The sequence below is a fragment of the Vallitalea sediminicola genome, assembly GCF_054408565.1.
Window position 1 is genome coordinate 1 of sequence record NZ_BTPT01000376.1, and the last position, 225, is coordinate 225.

The 225-nt window shown below is 33.3% G+C and carries 1 protein-coding gene; it reads right to left on the reverse strand.

The window, feature by feature from the left end; genetic code table 11:
• Window positions 1-225: hypothetical protein (locus ACX6CF_RS27115; RefSeq protein WP_458788482.1), on the reverse strand; the 225-nt coding region annotated here is incomplete at both ends.

The following is a 225-nucleotide window of genomic DNA, read 5'->3' on the forward strand; positions in this document are numbered from 1 at the left end:
ATATAGAATATCTATTGCTTGTTGTGGCAGAATTTCATCGCTATCATATGGAAGCCCTGTATATAATGCAGTAAATCTTCTGACACTATCTGTACCAACTTCTACTTCTAAATCACTATACTTATCTTCTAGGGATTTAACTTGGAAGTCTTGGGGGTTCTCCGTTATGATATTAAAAGCCTCTGCAAGTATTTCAGGAGTAATATTAAAACTGTTATAAATATC